At 66.6% G+C, this 16,950-nt stretch carries 15 protein-coding genes and 1 pseudogene; 6 read left to right on the top strand and 10 right to left on the bottom strand.

Annotated features, from left to right (window positions below; genetic code table 11):
• Position 1: 1 nt before the first annotated feature.
• Genes ribD through fmt form a run of 4 tightly spaced genes read right to left on the bottom strand, consistent with a single transcriptional unit; the run spans position 2 to position 4,165 of the window.
• Positions 2-1,021, bottom strand: a complete 1,020-nt coding sequence (ribD, locus tag SHTP_RS15355) for a bifunctional diaminohydroxyphosphoribosylaminopyrimidine deaminase/5-amino-6-(5-phosphoribosylamino)uracil reductase RibD (protein ID WP_096371054.1) — start codon at positions 1,019-1,021, stop codon at positions 2-4.
• Positions 1,022-1,028: 7 nt separating this feature from the next.
• Complete coding sequence (gene rpe / locus SHTP_RS15360; RefSeq protein ID WP_096371055.1) at positions 1,029-1,727, bottom strand: ribulose-phosphate 3-epimerase; 699 nt, start codon at positions 1,725-1,727, stop codon at positions 1,029-1,031.
• A gap of 57 nt (positions 1,728-1,784) precedes the next feature.
• On the bottom strand, positions 1,785-3,230 hold the full coding sequence (locus SHTP_RS15365; protein WP_420866667.1) for an RsmB/NOP family class I SAM-dependent RNA methyltransferase: 1,446 nt from the start codon (positions 3,228-3,230) through the stop codon (positions 1,785-1,787).
• The gene (gene fmt / locus SHTP_RS15370) at positions 3,227-4,165 is read right to left on the bottom strand and encodes a methionyl-tRNA formyltransferase (RefSeq protein WP_096371057.1); all 939 of its coding nucleotides are present in this window, start codon (positions 4,163-4,165) and stop codon (positions 3,227-3,229) included. Before fmt ends, SHTP_RS15365 begins: the two co-directional genes overlap by 4 nt.
• A gap of 201 nt (positions 4,166-4,366) precedes the next feature.
• Between fmt and SHTP_RS15375 the strand changes: the two genes are divergently transcribed.
• On the top strand, positions 4,367-5,191 hold the full coding sequence (locus SHTP_RS15375) for a class I SAM-dependent methyltransferase (protein ID WP_011739897.1): 825 nt from the start codon (positions 4,367-4,369) through the stop codon (positions 5,189-5,191).
• 122 nt (positions 5,192-5,313) lie between these two features.
• On the opposite strand, the gene SHTP_RS15380 is transcribed toward SHTP_RS15375, so the two are convergent.
• A complete protein-coding gene (locus SHTP_RS15380; RefSeq protein WP_012393977.1) occupies positions 5,314-5,796 on the bottom strand; it encodes a MarR family winged helix-turn-helix transcriptional regulator in 483 nt (160 codons plus the stop codon).
• Positions 5,797-6,018: 222 nt separating this feature from the next.
• Between SHTP_RS15380 and SHTP_RS15385 the strand changes: the two genes are divergently transcribed.
• Positions 6,019-6,843, top strand: coding sequence for a class I SAM-dependent methyltransferase (locus SHTP_RS15385; RefSeq protein ID WP_096371058.1), 825 nt, complete (start codon positions 6,019-6,021; stop codon positions 6,841-6,843).
• 17 nt (positions 6,844-6,860) lie between these two features.
• Here SHTP_RS15385 and SHTP_RS15390 read toward each other — a convergent pair whose 3' ends face one another.
• Positions 6,861-8,807, bottom strand: a complete 1,947-nt coding sequence (locus tag SHTP_RS15390; RefSeq protein WP_096371059.1) for a primosomal protein N' — start codon at positions 8,805-8,807, stop codon at positions 6,861-6,863.
• A gap of 110 nt (positions 8,808-8,917) precedes the next feature.
• Positions 8,918-9,655 carry a lysoplasmalogenase gene (locus SHTP_RS15395; RefSeq protein WP_020724949.1) on the bottom strand — a complete coding sequence of 246 codons (738 nt, stop codon included), beginning with the start codon at positions 9,653-9,655 and terminating at the stop codon, positions 8,918-8,920.
• Between SHTP_RS15395 and SHTP_RS15400 the strand changes: the two genes are divergently transcribed.
• The 4 genes and pseudogenes from SHTP_RS15400 to SHTP_RS15415 form a co-directional block, all read left to right on the top strand.
• The gene (locus SHTP_RS15400; protein WP_012393973.1) at positions 9,654-10,628 is read left to right on the top strand and encodes an alpha/beta hydrolase; all 975 of its coding nucleotides are present in this window, start codon (positions 9,654-9,656) and stop codon (positions 10,626-10,628) included. The two genes, SHTP_RS15395 and SHTP_RS15400, sit on opposite strands and share 2 nt — an antisense overlap.
• A 26-nt stretch (positions 10,629-10,654) precedes the next feature.
• The gene (locus SHTP_RS15405; RefSeq protein ID WP_096371060.1) at positions 10,655-11,626 is read left to right on the top strand and encodes an alpha/beta hydrolase; all 972 of its coding nucleotides are present in this window, start codon (positions 10,655-10,657) and stop codon (positions 11,624-11,626) included.
• Positions 11,627-11,776: 150 nt separating this feature from the next.
• The gene (locus tag SHTP_RS15410) at positions 11,777-13,306 is read left to right on the top strand and encodes a flavin-containing monooxygenase (protein WP_096372499.1); all 1,530 of its coding nucleotides are present in this window, start codon (positions 11,777-11,779) and stop codon (positions 13,304-13,306) included.
• 40 nt (positions 13,307-13,346) lie between these two features.
• Positions 13,347-13,907 (top strand): annotated as a pseudogene (locus tag SHTP_RS15415) (pyridoxamine 5'-phosphate oxidase family protein); the annotation flags it as partial.
• Between the two features lie 95 nt (positions 13,908-14,002).
• On the opposite strand, the gene metK reads toward SHTP_RS15415, so the two are convergent.
• The 3 genes from metK to rpoZ form a co-directional block, all read right to left on the bottom strand.
• Positions 14,003-15,214 (bottom strand): methionine adenosyltransferase, encoded by a 1,212-nt coding sequence (gene metK, locus SHTP_RS15420; protein ID WP_096372500.1) that lies wholly within the window; start codon positions 15,212-15,214, stop codon positions 14,003-14,005.
• Positions 15,215-15,342: 128 nt separating this feature from the next.
• Positions 15,343-16,584 carry a bifunctional phosphopantothenoylcysteine decarboxylase/phosphopantothenate--cysteine ligase CoaBC gene (coaBC, locus tag SHTP_RS15425; protein WP_096371061.1) on the bottom strand — a complete coding sequence of 414 codons (1,242 nt, stop codon included), beginning with the start codon at positions 16,582-16,584 and terminating at the stop codon, positions 15,343-15,345.
• A 15-nt stretch (positions 16,585-16,599) separates the two neighbouring features.
• Positions 16,600-16,932: a DNA-directed RNA polymerase subunit omega gene (gene rpoZ, locus SHTP_RS15430; protein ID WP_012393967.1), complete on the bottom strand. Its 333-nt coding sequence runs from the start codon at positions 16,930-16,932 to the stop codon at positions 16,600-16,602.
• Between the last annotated feature and the right edge of the window lie 18 nt (positions 16,933-16,950).

Consider the following 16,950-nt stretch of genomic DNA (forward strand, 5'->3'; position numbering starts at 1 on the left):
GCTAGCGCGACACCAGGCTGAGCAACAGGTCGGGGCCGCACCGCTCGACGCCGTCGAACTGCCAGCGCAATGCGTGCGCGATGCTGGACACGCCCACGTCGTCAACGGCGGTGACCGGGCCGCCGAGCAGGATCGGCGCCACGTAGGCCAGGATGCGGTTGATGGCTCCGGCCCGTAAGAAGGCCCCGGCCAGGGTCGGACCCCCTTCTAGCAACACGTCGGTGCGGTCGGAGAGGGCTCGCAGGACCTCCACCGGCTCGTGGGTCTTGATCATCATCGTTCGCGCATCGTCGTTGAGCACCTCGGCTTCGGGCGGAATGTCACGCTTGCCCACCACCACGCGCAGCGGCTGCTCGGCCGCCAAGGAACCATCCGACAGCCGGGCGGTCAGGGTTGGATCGTCAACCAGCACGGTGCCGGTACCGACCACGATCGCATCGGAAATGGCGCGGCGCCGATGCAGATCCGCACGGGCCGCCTCGCTGGAAATCCACTGGCTGGAACCGTCGGCGGCAGCGCTACGGCCATCGATACTCGTGGCGTACTTCCAGGTCACATGCGGCAACCCGGTGCGCTGCTTGTGCAGCCACTCCCGCAACGGTCCGGCCGCCACATGATCGGCCAGCACGCCGGATCGCACCTGCAGGCCGGCGGCCGACAGCCGCCCCGCGCCCCCACCTGCGATCCCATCGGGGTCGGCGACGCCGTATATCACCGTTCCGACCCTGGCTTCGATCAACGCGTTCACACATGGCGGAGTCTTGCCGAAGTGGTTACAGGGCTCCATGGTGACCACCGCTATGGCGCCGGCCGCCAAACCACCCGCCTTGCGCAGCGCCACCACCTCGGCATGATCACCACCGGAGGGCTGGGTGCCGCCGATGCCGACGACCCGGCCTTCCTGGTCGACAATGACAGCGCCGACCGGCGGGTTCGGGTACGTCGTGCCTTTGACCAGCATCGACTGCTCGATCGCCAGACGCATCGCCTCTTCGAGGCTCTTGACCTGTTCGACTGTCATCTGGCGCTCACCGGCCGTGATGGCTGGAAACGGCCCCGGCCTGTCGCCGAAGTGCCTCCACCGCGGCAGCGGGATCCTGGGCTCCATACACCGCCGACCCGGCGACGAAGCAGTCCACGCCGGCCTCCGCCGCTTGCTCGATGGTGTCTGCGTTGATGCCGCCGTCGATCTCGATCAGGATCGTCAACTCACCCGAATCGACCAGCTTGCGTACCGTCCGCACCTTGCTGAGCACCTCGGGAATGAAACTCTGTCCGCCGAAGCCGGGCTCCACCGACATCACCAGCAGGGTGTCGAAGTGCGGCAGGATCTCGAGGTAGGGATCCAGCGGGGTTCCCGGTTTCACACTGAACCCGGCTTTCGCACCGGCCGCGCGAATGTCGCGGGCCACCGCGATCGGGTTGTCGGTGGCCTCGGCGTGAAACGTGACGTTGTAAGCCCCGGCCTCGGCGTAGGGCGGAGCCCACCGATCCGGGTTGTCGATCATGAGATGGCAATCCATTGGAATGCCGCTGGCCGCCAGCAGACTCTCCACCACGGGAAGCCCGAGCGTCAGATTGGGCACGAAGTGACCATCCATCACGTCGACGTGCAACCAATCGGCACCGCGCACCGCAGCGGCTTCGTCGGCTAGCCGGGCAAAGTCAGCTGACAGGATCGACGGCGCGATCATGGGACCCCCGATGCTGTTAGGCATGAGCGACACACTACTGAGCCGCGCGGCGCGACGCGCGACGCACGTCGGCGATTCGCTCCCGCTGCCTCATGCCCGCCTGCGCAGCGCCGCGGCGAACATGGCGTCGGTGCCGTGCCGGTGCGGCCACAGCTGCACGTACGGCCCCTCCCCCAGGCCCTCGGTGATGGGCTCGAAGAGTGCTCGGGTATCCAGCGCATCCACCGGGTGCCGGCGTAGCGCGTCGGCGACGACCCCGACGGTTTCGGCCAGGTGCGGCGAACAGGTGGCATAGAACACCACCCCGCCCGGACGAGTCAGGTTGATCGCCGCGGCCAGCAGCTCACGCTGCAGCTTGACCAGGGTGGGCACGTCCGACGGTTGCCGGCGCCAGCGGGCTTCCGGCCGCCGGCGCAAGGCGCCCAGGCCGGTGCAGGGCGCATCGACGAGCACCCGGTCGAAAACCGGCTCCAGGTCGGTGTAGCGCCCGTCACCACGGACGAGATCCACCGGCAGCCCGCCGGTGTTGTCCGCCACCAGGTCGGCGCGATGCGACGACGGCTCCACGGCGGTCACCCGGGCCCCCGTTGCCACGCCCAGCGCGGCCAGCAGCGCCGTCTTGCCGCCCGGCCCCGCGCACAGGTCCAGCCACCGACCCGAGTCGCCCTCGACCGGGGCCAGCGTCAACGCCCGCGCCACCAATTGACTGCCCTCGTCCTGCACCAGCGCCTGACCGTCGCGCACGGGCGCCAGCAGCCCCGGGTCACCACCGAGCAGGTACACGGCGTACGGCGAGTACCTGCCCACGGTGCCGCGCACCTCATCGGCCAATGCGGCGGCCGTCAGCACCCCCGGACGAGCCGCCAGGTGCACTTGTGGACGCTCGTCATCGCTGGCCAGCACCGCATCGAGTTCCGCCGCCGACGGGCCCAGCGCGTCAGCGAAGGCCTGCGCGATCCAGCGTGGGTGAGCATGGACGAAGGCCGCGTGCCCGACGGGGTCGCGGCGCGGGTCTGGCGCCAGCTCCTGGACCCACGATTGCTCATCGCGATCAGCGATCGTGCGCAGCACTGCGTTGACGAAACCCGCCCGCGCCGAATCGAATTCGATGCCGGCTTGTTCGACCGTGGTGGACACCGCGGCGTGGGCGTCCACCCGGGTGCGCAACAGCTGATAGGCACCTAGCCGCAACAAGTCCAGCAGGAAGGGGTCGATCGCCTCGGGCGAACGTCCGGCCGCCGCTCCGATGATGGCGTCGAGCAGTCCCCTGGCCCGGCAGGCGCCATAGGTCAACTCGGTGGCGAAGGCGGCGTCGCGGCCGGTGATGCCGCGCTCCCTCAGCAGCGCGGGCAGCACCAGGTTGGCGTAGGCGTTGCGCTCACTCACCGCCCGCAAGGCGTTGAACGCGGCGCCGCGCGCCGGATCCAGCGGCCGCCGGCGCGGGCCCCTGCGCTGGTTCGGCACGCCCGTGCCCTCGGAGCGTCGCGGCTTTCGGTCCGGCCGATTTCGCTGTCGTTTGTCCTGGCCGGGGCTCATGATGCACGCACGCTGGGGTCCAGGCGGGCACCGCGTGCCCAGTCGGCGGCGTTCATCAGCTTCTTGCCCGGCGGCTGGACCTGGCCCAATCGCAAAGGTTCCGAGCCAGTGCCGACCCACACGTGCTTGCGATCCACCTGAATCGCACCTGGGGGCAAGGGGCCGGGAGGTTCGACCGCGGCATCGAGATACACCGGCCCCAACTTGACCCGCAGGTCACCGATGAGCGTCCAGGCGCCCGGATTGGGAGTAACGGCCCGGATCCGACGCTCGATGATGGGCACCGGCAACTCCCACCGCACCCTGGCCTGCTCGACGGAGATTTTCGGCGCCAGCGTGACGCCGTCCGCAGGTTGCGGGCGCGCTGTCAAAGCCCCCTCGGCGATCCCGTCCAGGGTGGCCGAGAGCAGCTCGGCACCCGAAACCGCAAGTCGCCCAAGCAGATCGCCAGCGGTATCGGTGGGCCGGATGGTCTCGGTGACCACCCCGTACACCGGTCCGGAGTCCAGACTGGGCTCGATCTGGAAGGTCGTGGCCCCAGTGACCGCGTCACCCGCGGCAATGGCGGCTTGCACCGGCGCCGCACCACGCCATGCCGGCAGCAGCGAAAAATGCAGGTTGACCCAGCCCTGTGGCGGCACCCCGAGCAGCGCGTCACCCAGGAGCGCGCCGTAGGCGACCACCGCACAGCACTGTGGCGCCAATTCGGATAGTTCAGCGACAAACTCCGCCGAGTTCGGCCGTGACGGCCGCAGCACCGGGATGCCCCGTTCCAGCGCCGCACGCGCCACGGGCGACGGTTCTGGCTTACCGCGCCGACCCGAAGCGGCATCGGGCCTGGTCAACACCGCGATCACGTCGTGTCGCGGCGAATTGATGAGCTGATGGAGCGCTGGCAGCGCAGTTTCGGGGGTACCGGCAAAAACGAGACGCACCGGGACAGTCTAGGAAGTGCCTGTGAAGTGGCATGGACCACAATCTTCAATGGCCAGATTCTCAGCCGTTTATAAACCTGCTATTCCATACTGTGTCCGGCGGAAACGTTCTGCGAGCATGCAGTCGAGTTTTCCCGCCGCGCCTGCGACGACGATGTCGAAGTAACGCAGCCCTTTCCCTTTCCTTTTGAGGAGCTCTGAATGACTATCGACACACCCATCCGCGAGGACGTATCGCTCGCGGCTACACACCGGGCGATGTGGGCACTGGGCGACTACGCATTGATGGCCGAAGAGGTGATGGCTCCGCTCGGCCCGATCCTGGTCGCTGCCGCCGGCATTGGGCCCGGCGTGCGCGTGCTCGACGTTGCGGCCGGCTCCGGCAACATCTCGCTTCCGGCGGCCAAGTCGGGCGCCACGGTGGTATCGACGGACCTAACATCCGAACTGCTGCAACGGTCCAAGGCGCGCGCCGCAGCCCAGGAATTGACCCTTGACTACCAGGAGGCCAACGCACAGGCACTGCCGTTCGGCGACAGCGAGTTCGACACCGTGATCTCGGCGATCGGCGTGATGTTCGCCCCGGATCACCAGTGCTCAGCCAACGAACTGGCCCGCGTCTGCAAGACCGGCGGAACCATCGGCGTGATCAGCTGGACGCCAGAAGGTTTCTTCGGCCGCATGCTGGCCACCATCCGGCCCTACCGCCCGAGCCTGTCGGCGGCCCTGCCCCCGTCTGCGCTATGGGGACGGGAAGCCTACGCCCGCGGCCTGTTTGGGAACCACGTCTCCGACATCCAAACGCAGCGCGGACAGTTGGAGGTCACACGCTTCCAAACGGCGCAGGCCGTGCACGACTACTTCAAGAATCACTACGGCCCGACGATCGAGGCCTACGCGAACATCGGCGACAACGCGGTGCTGGCGGCCGAACTCGACGCCCAGCTGGTTGAACTCGCCGACCAATACCTGACCGACGGCGTCATGGAATGGGAGTACCTGGTTCTGACCGGCACCAAGAAGTAAGCCGCTCCGCAACCGGGCCGGGCCGCCCGCCAATTCGGCGGGCGGCCTGGAACGGCTGAATCCCGACGTCTTCGAGAGGACCCCAAAGACCCAAAGCCCAAATGGGCACCAAAAGGCTGGGCCTATAGATCCATCTCGACATTTGCGTCCGGCTCACCGCCGGCCGCGGTGAACGCGGTCAGCGCGCGAACCAACCCCTGCCGTTCGGCCGGCGGCATCTGCTCGACGATACGAGCGATTTCGTCGCGCCGGTGCGCGGTGACCCGGCGGACGAGATCACGACCACGCTTGGTCAACACCGCGAGTAGTTCACGACGCGAGGTCGGGTGCGGCTGTCGGTCGATCATCCCGGCGCTGACGAGACGGTCGACCATCCGGCCGGTCGCCGACGGCTGCACCCCAAGCAGGTTCGCCAGCGTGGCCAGATTGACCGGTCCCCGATTGGACAGAATGACCAGGGTCCTAAATTGCGGGATGGTGATGTTCTCATCGACCTGCGCGATCGAATGCGCCGAGATGCCTACCAACAGCCGAGACGCCGTTAGCAGCGCATCGGTAATCATGTCCAGTGACTCTTCAGCTGCCGTCGCGTTCTCCGTGGACATTAATGGCCCCCTTCCCCGGATTTCGCTGGGCTTTTCAAGTTCGTTGTCGCACAAAACAGGCTGCAGCAAGGGAAGAGTCTAGCAGCGCCCTACATTCGTAGACAGCGATTATTGATCACGTATACAATTGCCGCCGGCAACGTTCGGAAGTGGTTTCCCTGCGCCTGCCTTGCGCCGACGATGGTGTCGCAGCAAATTTCCCGAATTCGGTCAGGAGGGGCAATGGCTCTTGACACACCAATCAGCGATCGGCGGGCCCCGGCAACCACGCATCGGGCCATGTGGGCGTTGGGCGACTATGCGGTACTGGCCAATGAAGTACTGGCCCCGCTGGGGCCAATCCTGTTCTCCACCAGCGGCATTCGCCCCGGAGATCGCGTCCTCGACGTTGCCGCGGGTTCGGGGAATGCGTCGATCGCCGCGGCGGTTGCGGGTGCTCATGTCGTCGCCTGTGACCTCACGCCGGAACTGCTGCGCAGCGCTCAGCGACGCGCCGCGGCAGCGGGAGTACACCTCAGCTGGCGGGAAGCCAATGCCGAGACCCTGCCCTTCGGGTTCAACGAGTTCGACGCGGTGCTTTCGACGATCGGGGCGATGTTCGCTCCGCGTCATCAGCGCACGGCCGACGAGCTGGCCCGGGTGTGTCGCAGGGGCGGCAAGATCAGTGTGCTGAGTTGGACGCCGGAGGGGTTCTACGGCCAGTTGCTCTCCACCCTCCGGCCGTACCGGCCGACGCTGCCGATGGGCGCCCCGCATGAGGTGTGGTGGGGGCGCGAAGAGTACATCGGCGACCTGTTCAGCGACCACGTGTGCGATGTCCGGACGCAGCGGGGCTCGTTGCGGGTAAAGCGGTTCGGGCAACCCGAAGAATGCGTCGATTACTTCAAGGATTACTACGGACCGACGATCAACGCCTACCGCAATATCAGCGACGACCCCCAACGAGTTGCCCAGCTCGACGCCGAACTCATCGAACTCAGCCGCGAATACCTCACCGACGGCGTGATGGAGTGGGAGTACCTGATTTTCACCGCGCGCAAGCGCTGACGATGGATCAATGCGGGTTAGCCGATGTGCAGCGGGTCGATCTGTACCCGGACCGGTTCATGAGTCTGGCGTGCGCTGAGCACACCGACTCCGCGGCGCAGACACCCGGCTAGTTCCAGACCCTGTTCCCGGCGTACCCGCACCAGCATCCTGGTCACGGGCACGCCGTCGGGGGTGCCTGCCGGGCGGCGTACCCCCGGCGGCAGGTCGACCGGGCCGAGCATGTCTGCGTCTTCGGGCAACCGGGCCTGATCCAGCAAGGCCAGGACCGCCTCCGCGGTGCCATCGATGGCGGCGATGTGCACGCTCGGCGGCAGCCCGACTTCGCTACGGGCCTCCAGCTCGGCTTCGGCGTGCCCCACCGGGTCCCAGCGGATCAGCGATTGCACCGTCGGGATAGACGATTCGGCGACCACCGCCACCACGCCTCCGTCGGCACGCGAGCGCACCAGGGCCGCTGCAGCCATCCAACGGCAGAGCGCTTCCTCGGCCGCGCGCAGATCTTGACGGCCCAACAACGCCCAGGTATCCAGCAACAGGGCGGTCCCGTATCCCCCGGCTGCCCGGGGCTCAGCGCCCGGGGTGGCCACGACCAGCGCCGGGCGAGCATCGACGTCGGGCACGATCGCATCGCCCGCCGAGGTGATCACCGACGTACCGGGGAAGGCGCGTCCCAGCTCTTCGGCGGTGCGCCGGGCTCCAACGACGACGGCCCGCACGGTGTCCGACCCACAGCGCGTGCAGCGCAGCAGCGGTTCCCCATGCCCGCACCATCGACAGACCGCGCCGGGCGCGCCGCGTTCCGGCAGGGACAGCGGCCCCGTGCAATGTCGGCACCGCGCGATTGCCCGGCAGCGCCCACAAGCCAGGGAGGGCACGTACCCGCGCCGTGGCACCTGGACCAGTACGGGCGCCCCCGCCTGCAACGACGAGCGGGCGGCGTGCAGGGCGATCGATGGCAGACGCGCGGTCCGTGCGGCCGGGTCGCGTTCGTCGGCGTAGCCGCTGTCATCGAGGGCAATGACGCGCGGGGTGCGCGCCCGAACCACCTGCCGGGCCGCGACGATGTCATGCGCCCACCCGCTTCGCACCAGGGCGTGGGCCTCGGCGGTTCGGGCGTAGCCGCCGATCAACGCCGCGCACCGGGCTTGATGTGCCCGCAGCATCGCCACCTCCCGGGCGTGCGGGTAGGGCGCCCGCGGCTCGGCCAGGGTGTCGTCGCCGTCCGCCCAGACCATGACCAACCCCAGGTCGCTCAGCGGCGCGAACACGGCGCTGCGGGTACCGATCACCAGTCGTGCACCACCCCGCAGCGCGGCCAGCCAGCGTCGGTAGCGGGCGGCCGGACCCAATCCGGCCGACAATGCCGCCACGCTGCGCTCATCGATGCGGGTTGTCGCCGCTCGCCACAGCTCGTCGAGGTCCCGCTGGTCGGGAACGATCGCCAGCACCGCCCGGCCGGTGCGCACCGTCTGCGCGGCGGCCTCGGCGAATCGATCGGCCCACGGCTCGCCGGGTAGCGCCTGCCAGACGGCACGCGCCGCCCGCGCCTCGCCGAGGGCGTCCAAGAATTGGCCGCCCCTGCCGTACCCCGCCCAGCCGGCCCCATCGACCGGAGCCACCTCCGGCAGGTCCGGCCGCGTTGCGACTTCGCGCTCCACCCGCGCATGCCGGGCCGGCACCGCCAGCCGCAAGACGTCCGGCCGGGTGCCTGCATAGCGAGCGGCCACGGCGTCGACCAATCGGCGGATCTCCGGCGTGAGCACCTGTTCGGCCGATACCACCCGATCCAGCCAGCCCAGCTTGCCCTGGTGGTCGGTGTCGTTGCGGCGCTCGAGCACAAACCCGTCGACCAATCGGCCGTGGAACCGCACCCGGACCCGCACCCCGGGCTGGGCATCGTCGGACTGCTCGGCGGACACCAAGTAGTCGAATTCACGATCGAGGTGGGGCACCGAAAGCATCGGTAGTACCCTCGCGATCGGCTCTACCTCGATCGGTACGCGCTCGCAGCCTCGAGATGATTTGCTAGACAATCTTTTTCTTGCTTTTTCGCAACAACGGACGCGGCGCCTCAGCCGTCGACAGCGGCCGGCCCGTTATCCGAAATATCCCGGCCGAAGAAGAACCCGGCGGTAATCAAGATCTCCGCGGCGGCATATGCCCACCAGATCGGCACCGCCAGGGCCTCGTTACCGAGGATGAACCGGCTGATCGCGATCATCGAGTCCGATACCGCGAAACTCAACGCCCCCACCGCTGTCCATATCGTCGGAAGCCTGGTGACGAAAGCCGTGCACACCATGGCGGTCAGCACCAGGATGTAGACCGTCACCGGAATCGTCAGATTTTCCTGACCGAGGTGCGGCCAAAACCAAATCAACAGCCCCACTGAGACCACGCACATCAACGCCGCCGCAGCGATCCGTGGACGCGATGGAACCGCCCCCCAGGCCATCGGCAGCATGGCTCCGAGAAAGCACAAGTGGGCCAACAAGAACGAACCAAGCCCCAGCACAAATGACTGGGTCCACCACGGGATTGCCAACAACCAGTCACCGGCGGCGGAAAACAGCAACGCCGCTATCAGCCACCGTCGCTCGCGCGCGATCGGGTGGGCGGCCGCCGCTAGCGCGAGCAGCACCGCCATCGATGCCTTGAACGGCGGCTGCAGGATCCAATGCCCGGTCAGTTCCATACCCTGCGGGCGGCGCATCGCGATGATGGTCAGGTACACGCCGTAGCCGAGGCCGGCCCATCCGGCGAGCACCCAGCCGCCGGTCACCAACCGAGGTGCGTACGGTACGTCCATGCCCAGTTTGGACAAAACCGCAGACGAGAAACCCGCTATCGACCCCATCATGCAGAAGGTACTGGATGCGGTTCCGTTTCGGCTATCCACCGAGGACGGAATCGATGCGGTACGTCAGCGGCTGCGGGACTTGCCACGCCGGCCCGTGCACCCCGAGCTTCGCGTCGAGGACCGGGCCATCGACGGACCGGGTGGATCCATCCCCATTCGGATCTATTGGCCACCAATCAGTCCCGATGCCACCGATCCACTACCGGTGGTGCTGTTCTTTCACGGCGGCGGCTTTGTCATGGGCGACCTGGACACTCACGACGGAACCTGTCGTCAGCATGCCGTCGGGGCCGACACGCTGGTCGTTTCAGTCGATTACCGCTTGGCCCCAGAGCACCCCTACCCCGCGGCCATCCAAGATGCTTGGGCCGCAACGCGATGGGTCGCCGACCACGGATCCACTATCGGCGCTGACCTCAACCGGGTAGCCGTGGCCGGTGATTCAGCAGGTGGAACCATCGCTGCGGTGATCGCACAACAGGCCCGGGACAATGCCGATGGCCCCATACCGCCGATCGCCTTTCAACTGCTGTGGTATCCGTCCACGATGTGGGATCAGACATTGCCGTCGTTCACCGAAAACGCCACCGGCGAGGTTCTCGACGTCAAGGCCATCGCCGACTTTTCCCGCTGGTATGCAGGCGATACCGACCTGTCTAACCCACCAGCGGGCATGGCTCCGGGCCGCGCCGAGAACCTGGCGAATCTACCGGCCGCCTACATCGCGGTGGCCGGCCACGACCCGCTACGTGACGACGGCATCCGGTACGGCGAATTGCTGGCCGCTGCCGGCGTCTCGGTTGAAGTTCACAACGCCGGATCCCTGGTACACGGCTACATCGGCTATGCCGGCGTGGTGCCCGCGGCCACCACCGCCATGGAGCGCGGGCTGGCGGCATTGCGCGTTGCGCTGCACGGATAGGCCACAAGTGCGTACCGTGTAGGACCATGACGGAGCAGATCGGCACCCGCCCCGGCATCGATCCCATCCTGAAGATGCTGCTCGACGCGGTTCCGATGACCTTTTGCGCCGCAGACGGCGTCGAATTGGCCCGCGAACGGCTCGCCGCGCTCAAAGCACCACCGGAACTGCTCCCCGATTTGCGGACCGAGGACCGCAAGATCGGCTATGGCGAGCTTACCGACATCCCCGTCCGAATCTATTGGCCCACCGTGGAGCCCGACTGGGTCCTTCCGGTCGTCGTGTACTACCACGGCGGCGGCTGGGCGCTGGGCAGCTTGGATACCCACGACCACGTCGCGCGGGCGCATGCGGTGGGCGCGGAGGCCATCGTGGTCTCCGTCGACTACCGGCTCGCTCCGGAGCATCCCTACCCGGCCGGGATCGAAGACAGCTGGGCGGCGTTGCGGTGGGTCGGTGAGCACGCTCACGAGTTGGGCGGGGACCCGAACCGGATCGCCGTAGCCGGCGACTCCGCTGGCGGCAACATCTCGGCGATCATGGCGCAGCTGGCCCGTGACCATGCCGGTAATGGCGCTCCGAACCTGGTCTTCCAGTTGCTGTGGTACCCGTCGTGCGTCGGCGACCTGGCCCTGCCGTCCTTCAGCGAAAACGCCACCGCGCCCATCCTGGATCTCGAGGTCATCGACGCGTTCCTGTCGTGGTATGTGCCCGACCTTGACGTCAGCGACCACACGGCGCTGCCTGCCACGCTCGCGCCGGGCAACGGCGACCTGACCGGGCTACCTCCGGCCTTCATCGGCACCGCCGAACACGACCCGCTGCGTGACGACGGGGCCCGTTATGCCGAGTTGCTCACTGCCGCGGGGATAGCGGCCGAGTGGTGCAACGAGCCCAACCTGGTGCATGGCTACGTCAGCTTCGCCGTGGTGGTGCCCTCAGCCGCCGAAGCAACCAGCCGCGGCTTGGCGGCACTGCGCAAAGTGCTGCATTACTAACAAGAACTAGCAGGGACTCGAAAGACCCGGGAGTCCGGCCCTTACCGGCCACCGCCGTCAGCCATACAGTGGTGCCATGGCCCTCGAGGCGGCGCTGATCCTGCGGCCCGAGCACGGAGTTCTCGGCATCGGAGGGGAACGCTAGTGAGCATCGAACCGGACTACCAGATCGTGATCGTCGGCGCCGGATTCTCCGGCATCGGTGCCGCGATCAGCCTCGACAAGGCGGGATTCGGCGACTACCTCGTGATCGAAGCCGGCGACGGCGTCGGCGGAACCTGGTTCTGGAATACCTATCCCGGCATAGCCGTGGATATTCCGTCGTTCTCCTACCAGTTCTCGTTCGAGCAGAGCCCGGACTGGTCGCGCAGCTACGCACCCGGCCGCGAGCTCAGGGCCTACGCCGAGCACTGCGCCGACAAGTACGGCATCAGGCCCCGAATCAGGTTCAACACCAAGGTCCTTGGTGCCGAGTTCGATGACGAGCGCAGTCTGTGGCGTCTGCAGACGGATCCCGGCGGCGAACTGACCACCCGATTCATCATCAATGCCAGCGGCGTTTTGACCGTGCCAAAGCTTCCTGACATTGCCGGCGTCGACTCCTTCGCCGGCGTCACCATGCACACCGCGCGCTGGGATCACAGCCAGGAGCTGACCGGCAAACGCGTCGGGATCATCGGCACCGGCGCGTCGGCGGTCCAGGTCATCCCGGAAATCGCACCAATCGTGAAACACCTCACGGTGTTTCAGCGAACTCCGATCTGGTGTTTTCCGAAATTCGACTTTCCGTTGCCGGCAGCGCTGCGCTGGGCAATGCGCATCCCGGGCGGAAAAGCGCTGCAGCGGCTACTCAGCCAGGCCTATGTGGAGGCGACCTTCCCAATCTCGGCGCACTACTTCACGGTGTTTCCGTTGGCGCGCTGGAGCGCGGTGCTGGGACGGCGCTATTTGCGACAGCGGGTCGACGATCCGGTGGTGCGCGACCAACTCACCCCACGCTATGCGGTCGGCTGCAAGCGACCCGGATTCCACAACGGCTACCTGTCCACCTTCAACCGCGACAACGTGCAGCTGGTCACCGAGCCGATCGAGAAGATCACCCCGACATCGGTGGCCACCGATGACGGCACCGACCACGAGATAGACGTGCTGATCCTGGCCACCGGCTTCAAGGTGCTCGACACCGACGATGTGCTGACCTATCCGGTCATCGGACGCGCAGGTCGATCACTGAGCCAGTTCTGGGAAGAGCATCGCGCGCAGGCCTACCAAGGCGTCAGCGTTCCCGGATACCCCAATTTCTTCGCCGTGTTCGGCCCGTATGGCTACGTGGGTTCGTCGTATTTCGCGCTCATCGAGACGCAGACCCACCACATCCTGCGCTGCCCGAAGCGGGCCCGACGCGACGGCGCGACCCGGGTCGAGGTGACCGAGGAAGCCAACGCCCGCTACTTCGCCGAGATGATGCGGCGCCGGTACCGCCAAGTGTTCTGGCAGGACAGTTGCCGCCGGGCCAACAGCTACTACTTCGACAAGAACGGCGACGTGCCGCTGCGTCCCACCACCACCGTGGAAGCCCACTGGCGTGGCAGGCATTTCGATCTCGACGACTACCGCTTCGGACGCCGAGAGCTCCCCCGAGACAAAACTCACGTCGCCGACCTCGCTGGCCGGCGTTAGGCTCGAACGTGCGGCTTCGAATGAGCAAAAGGAGATTTCGGTGGCCAAAGAGTTCTCGCACATCGACGAGTCGATCCGCGAGTTCATCGGCAACCAGGCCATGTTCTTCGTTGCCACCGCGCCGTCCGACGGAGGCCGAGTCAACCTCTCCCCCAAGGGTTATCGCGACACTTTCGCGGTGCTGGACGACCACACGGTCGTCTACATCGACCTATTCGGCAGCGGCGCCGAAACCATTGCGCACCTGCGCGACAACGGCCGGATCACGATCATGTTCTGCTCGTTCACCCGCAACTCGCGGATCCTGCGGCTCTATGGGACCGGACGAGTGGTGCGCCCCGATGACGGCGAATTCCAAACCCTGAGAGAACATTTCAAGACTCTTCATCCGGGCACGCGCTCCGCCGTCGTGATCGACGTCGACCGCATCGCGGATGCGTGCGGATTCGCGGTTCCCTATTACGACCTCGTCGATGAACGACCGGTGCTGGACGCCCACTTCCGCAAAGCGACCGAGGAAACCTTCTCTGGTGTCATCGATCGCAACCAGCACAGCATCGATGGCCTGCCGGCGTTGGACTCCGACCATCCCCGCCGCCCAGCGCGCAAAACTGAGCCACCACACGCGCGAGCAGACGCGGAATCGCATTGCGCGGGGATCCCGCGCGCGATTCCGCGTCTGCTCGTGCCGGAAACCTAGATGGCGCGCTTGAGGTCGTCAACCTTGTCGAGCCGCTCCCACGGCAGGTCGACATCGGTGCGACCGAAGTGCCCGTAAGCGGCGGTGGGCGCATAGATGGGCCGTAGCAGGTTCAGGTCGCGAATGATCGCGCCAGGCCGCAGGTCGAACACCTCACCGATGGCCTTCTCGATCTTGACCGGGTCGACAGCCTCGGAGCCGAATGTCTCCACGAACAGGCCGACCGGGGCGGCTTTGCCGATGGCGTAGGCCACCTGTACCTCGACCCGCTCGGCCAGTCCTGCTGCGACCACGTTTTTGGCCACCCAGCGCATCGCGTACGCCGCCGAGCGGTCCACCTTGGACGGATCCTTGCCGGAGAATGCGCCACCACCGTGCCGGGCCCACCCGCCGTAGGTGTCGACGATGATCTTGCGGCCGGTGAGGCCCGCATCGCCCATCGGTCCGCCAAGGACGAACTTTCCGGTCGGGTTGACCAGCACCCGCACCGCCGAGGCATCCAGGGTGTCGTGGGCCAGGTCGTCGAGCACGGTCTTGAGCACCTGCTCGCGAATGTCGGGATCCAGCGTCTTCACCAGGTCGATGTCGTCCGCATGCTGGGTCGAAATGACCACCGTGTCCAGCCGCACCGGCACCCGGTCCTCGTAGGCGATGGTGACCTGAGTCTTGCCATCCGGGCGCAAGTAGGGCAGCACACCGTTCTTGCGGACCTCGGTCAGTCGCCGCGACAACCGGTGAGCCAGCGCGATCGGCAGCGGCATCAGCTCCGGGGTGTCGTTGATCGCGTAACCGAACATCAGGCCCTGGTCGCCGGCGCCTTGCGCGTCCAACGGATCCGCAGCGCCCTCGACGCGGGCCTCATGGGCGGTATCAACACCTTGTGCGATGTCGGGCGACTGGGCTCCGATACCGATGTTCACTCCGCAGGATGCCCCGTCGAAGCCCTTGTCCGACGAGTCGTAGCCGATGTCGAGGATGCGTTCGCGAACGATATTGGTGATGTCAGCGAACGCCTCCTTGGCGGTCGTCGTGACCTCACCCACCACGTGCACCTGCCCGGTGGTCACCAGGGTCTCAACTGCAACACGCGAGCGGGGGTCCGCCGCCAGAAGCGCGTCGAGGACCGAGTCGCTGACCGCGTCACAGATCTTGTCGGGATGTCCTTCCGTCACCGACTCACTGGTAAAAAGGCGACCCTTTTCACGCACTATCTGCATCCTTCCGATAATTAGTTAGCCGAATTATATCCTCAGACATCAATTTGCGCTAGTCCACTCGAGCAAGGCATCGTTCAGGACCTGTCCAGCCGCTGTACAGCACCGAGCCCGTGGATCGACTACCCGCGACAGCTATCCAGGAACGTAACTATTGCGTCAACGATACGGCTTGCCATCAGCGTCTTCGACCCGTGCTGCAGCGCCGCCTCGGTTCCATCGGCGGCCAATAGCCAGCCGTCGTTGTTGTCCACCTCAAAGGCCCTGTCACCGCCCACGGCGTTGACGACCAGCAAGTCGCAGCCTTTTCGCCGCAGCTTCTGTCGGGCGTGAAACAGCACATCCCCGTTGGCGTCACCGGTCTCGGCGGCAAAACCAACGATGGCACGCATCTTGGGCAGCTGCCCATCCTCGCGCGCACGCACCGCACCGGCCAACACATCGTCGTTGCGCAGGAGTTCGATCACCGGTGGACTGTCGGCAGTCTTTTTGATCTTGGCGGTGGAAACTTGCGCCGGCCGAAAGTCGGCAACGGCGGCGGCCATCACCAGCACGTCCGCGGTGGGTGCGTGCTTGGAGACGGCGTCATCGAGTTGCTGCGCGGTGCTGACGTGCACCACCTCGACACCGGCCGGGTCGATCAACCCGGTGGTGTGCCCCGCGATCAACGTCACCTCGGCGCCCCGCTGGGCAGCGGCGCGCGCGACGGCGTAACCCTGCTTACCGGAGCTGCGGTTGCCCACGAAGCGCACCGGATCGATCGGCTCCCGGGTGCCACCGGCGGTCACCAACACCTTGCGGCCGGCCAGGTCGTAGGGCAACGCATCATGGCGTTCCAGCAGCAGCTGGGCCAGGGTGGTGATCTCCTCGGCCTCGGGCAAGCGTCCGGCGCCGGTGTCACTGCCGGTCAGCCGCCCGGATGCGGGTTCGAGCACCACCGCGCCACGACGGCGCAGCGTGGCCACATTGTCGACGGTGGCCGGATGCAGCCACATCTCGGTGTGCATCGCTGGAGCGAACATCACCGGACACCGGGCCGTGAGCAGAGTTGCTGTCAGCAGATCGTCTCCGCGCCCGGCTACCGCCCGGGCCAGCAGATCAGCCGTCGCCGGGGCGACCACGACCAGGTCAGCCTGCTGACCGATTTGAACATGCGGCACCGCCGGCACGTCGTCGAACACCCCGGTGTGCACGGGCTGACCGGAGAGCGCCTCGAAGGTGGCCGCCCCGATAAAACGGAGCGCAGATTCGGTGGGGATGACCCGGACGTGATGACCGGCCTCAGTCAGTTGACGGACGACCGTGCACGCCTTGTACGCGGCGATACCCCCAGAGACGCCGACGACGATCCGCTTACGGTCCATCCGGGGCCTGCCCTGTTACTCGCCCTCAGTGTGCTCGAGCAGATCGGCGTGGATCTCACGCATCGCGATCGATAGCGGCTTTTCCTGCAGGCCCGGCTCCACCAACGGCCCGACGTATTCCAGGATGCCCTCGCCGAGCTGGTTGTAGTAGTCGTTGATCTGCCGAGCCCGCTTCGCCGCATAAATCACCAGGGCGTATTTGCTCGAGACGCGATCCAGCAACTCGTCAATGGGCGGATTGGTGATGCCCAGCGGGGTGTCGTAGGCACCGACCCCGCCAGAGGAAGGATCGAATTGATCCACGGCGGAAACGGCGGCCAACGGCGCATCGGACTGCGGAATACTCACTTAAGACTTTCTCCTGGC

Source organism: Mycobacterium ulcerans subsp. shinshuense, from assembly GCF_002355775.1.
GTDB lineage: Bacteria > Actinomycetota > Actinomycetes > Mycobacteriales > Mycobacteriaceae > Mycobacterium > Mycobacterium marinum.

Coding starts and splice junctions, on each gene's coding strand:
- ribD (WP_096371054.1), bottom strand. CDS start 1,021: ATGACAGTCGAACAGGTCAAGAGCCTCGAAGAGGCGATGCGTCTGGCG.
- SHTP_RS15365 (WP_420866667.1), bottom strand. CDS start 3,230: ATGAGCCCCGGCCAGGACAAACGACAGCGAAATCGGCCGGACCGAAAG.
- SHTP_RS15375 (WP_011739897.1), top strand. CDS start 4,367: ATGACTATCGACACACCCATCCGCGAGGACGTATCGCTCGCGGCTACA.
- SHTP_RS15380 (WP_012393977.1), bottom strand. CDS start 5,796: ATGTCCACGGAGAACGCGACGGCAGCTGAAGAGTCACTGGACATGATT.
- SHTP_RS15385 (WP_096371058.1), top strand. CDS start 6,019: ATGGCTCTTGACACACCAATCAGCGATCGGCGGGCCCCGGCAACCACG.
- SHTP_RS15390 (WP_096371059.1), bottom strand. CDS start 8,807: ATGCTTTCGGTGCCCCACCTCGATCGTGAATTCGACTACTTGGTGTCC.
- SHTP_RS15400 (WP_012393973.1), top strand. CDS start 9,654: ATGCCCAGTTTGGACAAAACCGCAGACGAGAAACCCGCTATCGACCCC.
- SHTP_RS15395 (WP_020724949.1), bottom strand. CDS start 9,655: ATGGACGTACCGTACGCACCTCGGTTGGTGACCGGCGGCTGGGTGCTC.
- SHTP_RS15405 (WP_096371060.1), top strand. CDS start 10,655: ATGACGGAGCAGATCGGCACCCGCCCCGGCATCGATCCCATCCTGAAG.
- coaBC (WP_096371061.1), bottom strand. CDS start 16,584: ATGGACCGTAAGCGGATCGTCGTCGGCGTCTCTGGGGGTATCGCCGCG.